Below are 8051 nucleotides of genomic sequence, written 5' to 3'. Positions count from 1 at the left end.
CCACAGATCGTCCGGGACCAGCCGCAGAGCAAGGCTGCTCTCCATCACATCCATGATCAGAGATGTACCCAGAGCCGCCACACAAGACACGCTCTTAGTAGTTTCCGGCCGTCCTCCATGCCGCATGACGCGATGTCGGGCGCTCGACGCAAGCACCGGCAGGAGCAAGGATCGGGCCGCGTGATGGTCAGGCGCTCGGAAGGCGTGGTGGAGCGGGGACACTGGTCGGTGCTTATGGTCTGCACCGGCAACATCTGTCGCTCGCCGATGGCGGAGCGTCTCGCCATGGCCCGGCTGACCCGCCTCACGGCGCAGGCGGGCCTGTCAGGTGCGCCGGGGTCGGCGGCAAGCGTCAGCAGCGCGGGAGTCCGGGCATGGGTCGACGAGCCCATGGACCCGCACGCGGCGACCGTGCTGGCCGAACGGGGAGCGGACCCCATGGGGTTCCGCTCCCGTCCGGTGACATCCGTGATGGTGGAGCGGGCAGACCTGGTGCTCTGCGCGACGCGGGCGCATCGGGCCGAGGTCGTCGCGCTCGCGCCGCGTGTCGTCCGTCGAGCCTTCACCTTGCGTGAGTTTGCGCGCCTGACCGAGACGGTCGAGCCAGAACGCATCGATGCGACGGTCGCCGAGCTCGCTGCCCACGACCAGCACGGACGTCTCCGCGCCGCGGGGGAGGCACTCCTCGTGGCCGCAGCGGCCGCGCGTGGCATGGCGCCCCCGACTACCCCGCAAGACGACGACCTCGTGGATCCGCTGGGCTGCGGCCTCGGCGCCTTTCGTACGTGTGCCGATGCCATCGAGGCCCGCTCTCGAGCCACCGACCTGCCTGCTCGCCGTCCTGCTGGGTACCGCGACCGCCCGCTGACGGCGGTTTCTCGGATCAGGTTGTTGGTGGGTGTGCCCTGGCGGTCGGCTGCCGGCGGGAAGGGAGTCGGAGATGACCGGTCGTCTGCCCTGCCCGCCGGCCCCGTTGGCTCGGAATGGCGGGCCCGCTCGTGGCCCGAGGAACAGCGCCGGTCAGCGTGGCCATCACCAGCCGGGTGTAGTTCGCCGGATCCGTTGCCCCCTGCGCCCATTCCGCGGCACGGCGGCCCATACGTGCCAGGCAGACCCGGTCGGCGAGCATGTCGCACAGGACTTCGGCCAGCGCCGTCGGTGACTCATCTAGCGGGGTCCGGCCAGTCACGCCCTCGAGGTAGGCGTCGCGCGAACCGCCGGACGCGGGTCCGACCACAGCGCAGCCGGCAAGCTGCGCTTCCATCAGCACGATCCCATATCCCTCACCACTGAACGGAGGGGCTGTCCGGGTGCGGGTGCACAGTGCGAACATGTCGGCGGTTGCGTACAGCTGGGCCAGCGCGGCGTCGTCCGGTGACTCGTGCAGCTCGATGTATTCGTAGGGGGCGACCAGTTCGTGCAGCGCTCCGGGCGCGGGCCCCTTCCCAGCAATCACCAGCTGTACTGGCCCCACTATCGCACGAGCGGCCGTCACGGCCTCGACGAGTTCAGGAAGCCCCTTGGCCTTCCAGACCCCGAGCCTGAAGACGCTCAACACCGTGGGAACAGCAGACAGCGGGCGCTGGCGGGAACCCTCGGTGAGCAGTATGTCCCGCCACACCTGCGGTATTCCGGGTTGAAGGATCTGTGCCAGTCCGACGGAGACCAAGCCTCCGGCGCTGTATGAACTGATCGTTACCGGATACAGGAGGGGATCGCGCGCAATAAGCCGGCGAAGTGCCCGCCCGCCTCCCCAGATATCGACGCCGTAGAACATGACCGGCACCCGGCGGGTTCTGGTCAGCCGTGCCGCCAGGCAAGCTACTGGAGCAAGACTGACATGTCCGACCACAATGCTGTCGACTCGGCCCAGCCGGCGTATGGACGCCAGCGTCCGCAGAATGTAGCTGGCCTGGGTGCGTACCGTAAGCGACCTGGATGAGTCGAGCAAGTCGAAGCGCCGAATGTTCGCTCCGCCGGCGCGCAGGTGGTCCTCGATGGTGTCCAGGTAGCGCTCGATCCCGCCGCCCAGACCCCGGGAGGGGGTCAGCAGCACCACCCGCGGCGCGGTTACGCCAGGCTCAGCAGCGAACTGCTGCTCGCTCAAGATAGTCACGAAAGGTAATGGTAGAGGCGCTGTCGGTGGGTCGATGCGTCTGTGCTCGCGTGTCTGCGTACTCGCTATGTGGATGCCGACCGATCAGGCGACCCGGGCCGGGTGGAATGGGCCGCCCGGCCGGCCGTAACCGGGTCAAATCGGCTTCGCTCGGCACCTGGACGGACCGGCTCGCCACCGCGGGCATCGAACGCTCCTGGCTGCTGGCGACAACATCGACCGGATATACGATCGGAGTCGCTTTCGCGAAACTTTGTGGAGTAAGTTTGATCCCTGCGTTGTCTGGGAAGACAAACCGTCATCGACTCAACCGGGGCGAAAACCGACAGGCGAATACCCCCTCCACCATGTCGTGAACCGCACCGTGTCGTGAACCCCTGGATGCGCCGGCATCAGTCAAGCATCGACTACGCTACCACCGCAGTTGGCGGCACGCGGATACTTCTATCTTTATATTTCTTACCGTGTGAGTAGCCATCAGTGCAATGCCGTGATAGTCGCGAGTGGCGTGGTGGGGCGTAACCGGGCTCCGCGCGCTGGATGGGAGACGAGATGTCGTCGTACATGTGCTCGCCAGCTTGTGCGGTCGGCGATCCAGGTGACGCAGTGGGGTCGGAAGCTCGGTCGCCGGGCCGAACCGATCGTTATTTCGCCGAGGTCGCAGATACGTGGGTCGACAGATACACCCGGAATCCCTCTTTCCAGGAACGTCTGCGGGCGGTCGCGGGCGCGATCGAACCAGTGTTGGCCAGGTCTGCTTCCGCATGGGTTCTGGACTTCGGCGGGGGACCGGGAATGTTTAGCACGCTGTGYGCCGGCCGTGCGGCTTTTGTGCTGAACCTCGAACCCTCGGTCGACATGCTGCAGGCCGGTGTGCGCTGTGCCGATGTGATGGCCTCGGTGGTCCGACAGGCAACCGGCGCGGACCCGGGGGAGTCGCACGGCGTCGCCGGTTCGCTGGACGTACTCGGGCCGAAGGCGAGAGAGCGATTTGATCTTGTTTTGGCGATCGCGGTACTGGAGTATCTCGAAGATCCGTCCGGCGCGGTCCGGCGCCTGGGCGGACTACTGCGCCCAGGAGGCGCGATGGTCCTGACCGTGCCCCGGTCCCGTTCCTGGGCGCGTCGCGGGGAACGAGCGCTCGCGCCCCTGGTGGTGAGGGCGGGGGCCTTGGTCGGCTGGCGGCGGGCCCGGGAACGGGCATACACGCGCCTTCGTCCGCACGGAGATGATGTGCCGTGGGCCGCGGGCCTCACCGTGGTGGACGGGGGCGATGACCTCCAGGTGGAGTCCAGGCGGGCTTTGGCGCTGGCTGGCACTCTGCCAAGATCGTTGATTCGACCCAACGAGATTATTATTGTGCGGAAAGCTGTTCCACCACATCCGTAGGACTTGGTCGCTGTCCGGGGTTCCCGCCGGGCGGGAACGTGTCACGAGAAGTCACCGAACGACGTCCGAGAGTCCGCCGCCATGCTGGCGCGGCCGCGGTGGCTCAGGCAATGCCTGTGCCGGACTCGTGTGGCGTCTCGGACGTGCCTGCGCGCCAGGCTCGGAGTACCCCATCGTCGTGTCGCTGCCGTCTGTAGTTAATCGCCTGCCTATAGTGCTCATCTGCTGCGTAAGTCGAGCGACGGGACGGTAAGCATGGATCGTTATTACAGCTTGGCACGCTCCCGTCGTGAGCGGACGGGACGCGTGGCATCGACGGCTGACGCGCCCAAAGTCTGCGTGGTCGTGTCTCATCCAATCCAACATTTTATACCTTTTTACCGAGAAGTCTCTAATTGTGGTACAAATCTACATGTTTTGTTCATGTCACGCGCAGGACTCGACGTGTACTTTGATCCAGATTTCGGACGCGATGTCCGATGGAGTGGCATGAGCCTGGCTGGCTTCCACTACGACGTCGTCTCCGACTACGAGATTGGCACCCACTGGAAACAGCCCTGGAAATCGGCGAGGGTAGCGTGGCGCGAGCTCGACCGGAGCCGCCCCGACTGCGTTATCGTCCACGGCTACGCGCATTCGTTCGCGATCGCTGCTTTGGCGTGGTGTCGGGCACGTCGAGTGCCCGCGCTGTTGTTCGGGGACAGTGAGATGCTCGCCCCGCGACGACGCCGGGTCGCGGCAGGCAAGCGGATGCTGCTGCCACTGCTGTTCAACGGCGTGTCTGGTTTCCTCACCATCGGGGATAACAACGAGACCTACCTATCCCATTATGGCGTGCCGCGATCAAAGATGTTCCGGATGCCTATTCCTACCGACGAGGGAGGACTGCGTTTGGCGTTGCTGAAACGCGAGGACCATCGGTTGGCCGTCCGGTCCGAGTTGGGTCTTCCGCCCGACGCCGTCGTTGCGTTGTTTGTCGGCAAACTGATTACTCGTAAGCGACCGATGGATATAGCCGCGGCGTTGCGGGTTCTCGCGCGAGGACCGGATGGCCCGCGGCTGACCGTCCTTCTGGCCGGTGACGGTGAGCTTCGCGGTCAGCTCGACCGTGTTGCTAGCGAGTTGGACGGCACGCTCAGGCCGCTCGGATTCACCGAGCCCCACCGGCTCGCGGTCCTCTACGCTGCCGCGGATTTCTACGTTCATCCGGCGGAACGAGATGCGCATCCGCTCGCGATAAAGGACGCTGTGCTGTCGGGCCTCCCGGTGGTCACCACGGACCGGGTCGGCTCGGTCGGGCCGACCGACGACGTGCGGCCTGGCCGCAATGGTCGCGTCTACCCAGTCGGCGATGTGCCCGCGCTAGCCGCCGTGCTGGACGATCTACGTCGCCACCCGGACCGGCTGGCCGAGTTGGCGCGTGAATCCGAGCGAGTTGCGTGCGAGATCGATGTGCACGCCGCCGTGGCCGGCTTCCAACGCGCGGTGACGGCTGTCGCTTCGCCACGGAGCCCGGTTGCGCGTAGCTCAAGGTCTATGATATTCAGAATCAAGATCGCAATGGCGGGCGTGCTCACGAGCCCCGTCGCCGCGCGTATTGTCGAGACCGCCACTCGGGACCAAATCCGAAACAATGGGATTCGCTTCGATGTGAGTGGTTCTGATTTCACGGCCCGGACCAAGGCCCAGTTGTTCTGGCACATCTATGAGAGCGCCGAGATCCGGTTGATCCATCGCAACCTTCGAGGAGCTAGCACGGTCGTCGAGCTCGGTTCCAGCTTGGGGATCACGACCGCGCACATCGCGTCGGTCGTAGCGCCTGGCGGGCGCATTGTCTGTGTAGAAGCCAATCCTCGGTTGATCGAAGGCCTCCAGTCGAGGCTTTCCCCTCATCTAGCCCACATGCAGCTGGACGTCGAGCACGCGGCGATCTCGACCGAGCAGGGCACGGCGACGTTCTCGGTCTGTTCCAACGTCCTGGGCTCGAGGCTAGCTGCTCGCAAGGACGGGGAGACCGTGTCGGTACCGGCCTCGACCTTGCGTCAGATACTGGCGAAGCACGGCGTCGATGAGTTCGATCTGGTGTCGGACGTCGAAGGTGCTGAGGCGTCATTCTTGCTCGGTGACCCGGAGGTCCTTCGTCGATGCCGGCGAGCCGTGCTCGAACTTCACGACACTACATTCCAGGGCCGCCACTATTCTACGTCTGACCTYCTCGCCGCCGCCCAGACCGCTGGTTTTCGGGTTGCGGAACAGCACGGAGCCGTGGTTGCGCTGGTGCGGACGTAGGGTGAGGCGAGACCGGTCAGCTCTACCGCTTCGTCGGCGATCGCGGCGGGCCGGACTCATGGGTAGTGGTGTGACAGCGGCCGCCGCCGGGATGCCCGCACTTGCCCTTTGTGGTCAATTGTATGCTTGTGGTAACTGCGAGCTCGGCTTGCCTCGGCGAGCTGAACTTCCGTGACGTCGACCCGGCCGGACTGCCAGCGGACTCTGACCTAGATTCGCCAGTAGTGGCTGATGTTGAGGGTTCGTAGATCGTTGGAATGTGAGCGGGTGCCTGCCGTGCAGGGAGAATCGGGGTTACCACACCAACCGAAGAACCCTGACGAGAGGCACCCGCCGGGTGAACAGACTACGCAGATCGAAAGCGTCGAGGAAACGGGCCCCGCGGGTACGGGTCGGGCCGGCGGACCGGTCGCTGACCGGGATGGCGGGGCTGGTAGCGGTCACCGAGCTGGTCGACCGGCTTGGTGTCGTGGAGGCGCTGGATGCGCGGGTCGGTCCGGTCAAACAGCGGCAGCGGGGGTTGACCGGCGGACAGCTGCTGGTCGGGATGGCTACCGCGCAGATGGCCGGGCAGGCGACGCTGGACCGGCCAGCGCCGCTGCGAGCTGGTCCGCCAGCGGCCGACGATCGATCTGGACTCCACGGATGTGGAGGTCTACGACCGGGCGAAACGGAGCGTGGCCTAAACCTACGAGGGAAAACGGGCCGGCCGGGCCGCTGCTGGCGAGCTGGGCGCGCACCGGGCTGGTCCTGGCCGCCGACCTGCTCGCCGGTGACCAGGACGTCCGGCCGCGTTGCGCCGACCTACTGGCCCGGGCGCTCGCCACCCTGCCCGCCGCGGTCTGCGCCCCGCCACTGGTGCGGGCCGACTCCGGGTTCTTCACCGGCGAGCTCGCCCGCGCCGCTGTGGCCGCCGGCGCGGACTTCGCGATCGCAGCCCCGCGCAACGCCGCCCTGTGGCGGGCCTACGCCGCGGTGCCCGAGATCGCCTGGACAGACGCCCGTGACATGCGCGGCGCCCAGGTCACCGCCGTCGCCTACGCCCCGGCCGGCTGGCCGCCCGGCACCTACACGATCCTCCGGCGGGTGAAGGTCTCCGCCACCGAGATCTCGGCGGACCCTCGCTCCCGGCGGCGGCGCACCATCCCCAAAGGCCAGCTCGCACTCGCGTTGGAAGGCGTCACCGACCACGCCTGGGCGGTCAGCTTCCTCGTCACGAATATCCCCGCCGACGAACCCGAGAGCATCATCGCCGTCGAGTGCTGGTTCCGCGGCCGCGCCGACATCGAGACCCAGATCAAGGACACCAAACTCGGCGCCGGCCTGCGCCACCTGCCCTGCGCCGACCCTGTCGTCAACACGGTCTGGATGGGGGCCGCGATCCTCGCCGGCTGGCTATCGACCATGCTCCAGTCCCTGACCGGCCTCGACCAGCACGGCCGCGCCCACAGCGACCGGCTCCGCCACGACCTGGTCAACATCCCCGGCCGGCTCACCCGCCACGCCGGCACCCTGATCCTGCGCCTGCCACCCGGCCGCGACCAGTATCTGCCCACCACGCTCGAACGGCTACGCGCCCTGCCCGCCGCCTGACAGCCCGATTTTCCCACGCGAGACCTCCGGACCGTGGAACCGGCGCCCACCCGGCACGACAGCCGGGCCACCACCCTGCCCACACCCCGAAAACAACCCCGAAACAATCCAAACAAGAAGATTATTAAGTCTCGGCGTACCACCGAAGATCACACGCTGGTACTGGCGAATCTAGTAGACTGTAAACCAAAATTCTTTCCGATGACACATAACTAAAGTCGTCACAAGTTGTTGGCGAGCAGCTTCCTGAATTCCCGGTGGAGTACCTCCACCTTGGCTACGATCTCTTCTGCGGTGGCTGTCCACTCGAACGGATGGGCGTCCCAGTTCCAGTTCTCGACATAGTTGTTGATGGTGTTGACGAGGTCCTGGACCGAGACGAACGCCCCGTGCTGGAGTGCGTGCCGGGTGAGAATACCGAACCAGTTCTCGACCTGGTTGAGCCATGAACTGCCGGACGGGGTGAAATGGAACGTGACGTTCTTGTGCCTGCGCAGCCATGTGTCGACGTCGGGGCCGTAGTGGGTGGCCAGATTGTCGACCACTACATGGAGCTCCGCACCGCCGTATTCCGCGATGACCTGGTCCATGAACGTGAGGAAATCGGCCCTGGTGTGGCTGGGGAAGCACCTGGCGGTGACCCGCCCCGTCCCGACGTCGAGGG

5 protein-coding genes and 2 pseudogenes are annotated in these 8051 nt (G+C 66.0%); 5 read left to right on the top strand and 2 right to left on the bottom strand.

The genetic code is table 11. The features are described 5' to 3' along the window. Window positions 1–117: 117 nt before the first annotated feature. A pseudogene (locus tag BBK14_RS41605) lies at window positions 118–525 on the top strand (arsenate reductase/protein-tyrosine-phosphatase family protein); the annotation flags it as partial. Between the two features lie 358 nt (window positions 526–883). Here the strand turns inward: BBK14_RS41605 and BBK14_RS06615 are convergent. Then, on the bottom strand, window positions 884–2107 hold the full coding sequence (locus tag BBK14_RS06615; protein WP_241831228.1) for a glycosyltransferase family 4 protein: 1224 nt from the start codon (window positions 2105–2107) through the stop codon (window positions 884–886). Window positions 2108–2309: 202 nt separating this feature from the next. On the opposite strand from BBK14_RS06615, the pseudogene BBK14_RS38760 reads away from it, so the two are divergent. The 4 genes and pseudogenes from BBK14_RS38760 to BBK14_RS06600 all read left to right on the top strand — a co-directional run. Then, a pseudogene (locus BBK14_RS38760) lies at window positions 2310–2454 on the top strand (transposase); the annotation flags it as partial. 202 nt (window positions 2455–2656) lie between these two features. Then, a complete protein-coding gene (locus BBK14_RS34740; RefSeq protein ID WP_083390760.1) occupies window positions 2657–3505 on the top strand; it encodes a methyltransferase domain-containing protein in 849 nt (282 codons plus the stop codon). Window positions 3506–3994: 489 nt separating this feature from the next. Then, window positions 3995–5794: an FkbM family methyltransferase gene (locus tag BBK14_RS39660; RefSeq protein ID WP_241831227.1), complete on the top strand. Its 1800-nt coding sequence runs from the start codon at window positions 3995–3997 to the stop codon at window positions 5792–5794. Between the two features lie 645 nt (window positions 5795–6439). Further along, complete coding sequence (locus BBK14_RS06600; RefSeq protein WP_071060302.1) at window positions 6440–7387, top strand: transposase; 948 nt, start codon at window positions 6440–6442, stop codon at window positions 7385–7387. 221 nt (window positions 7388–7608) lie between these two features. Here the strand turns inward: BBK14_RS06600 and BBK14_RS06595 are convergent. Then, on the bottom strand, window positions 7609–8051 hold a 443-nt coding region (locus BBK14_RS06595; protein ID WP_198541190.1), incomplete at its 5' end, for a transposase.

Origin of the sequence: Parafrankia soli (assembly GCF_001854695.1) — a bacterium.
GTDB classification, from domain to species: domain Bacteria; phylum Actinomycetota; class Actinomycetes; order Frankiales; family Frankiaceae; genus Parafrankia; species Parafrankia soli.
Note: the sequence above shows the minus strand (reverse complement) of the source record. Positions and strands in the feature narration are given on the sequence as shown.

What these genes read in the sequence shown, in the direction of transcription:
- BBK14_RS06600 (WP_071060302.1), top strand. Translation starts at nt 6,440, where the DNA reads ATGTGGAGGTCTACGACCGGGCGAAACGGAGCGTGGCCTAAACCTACG.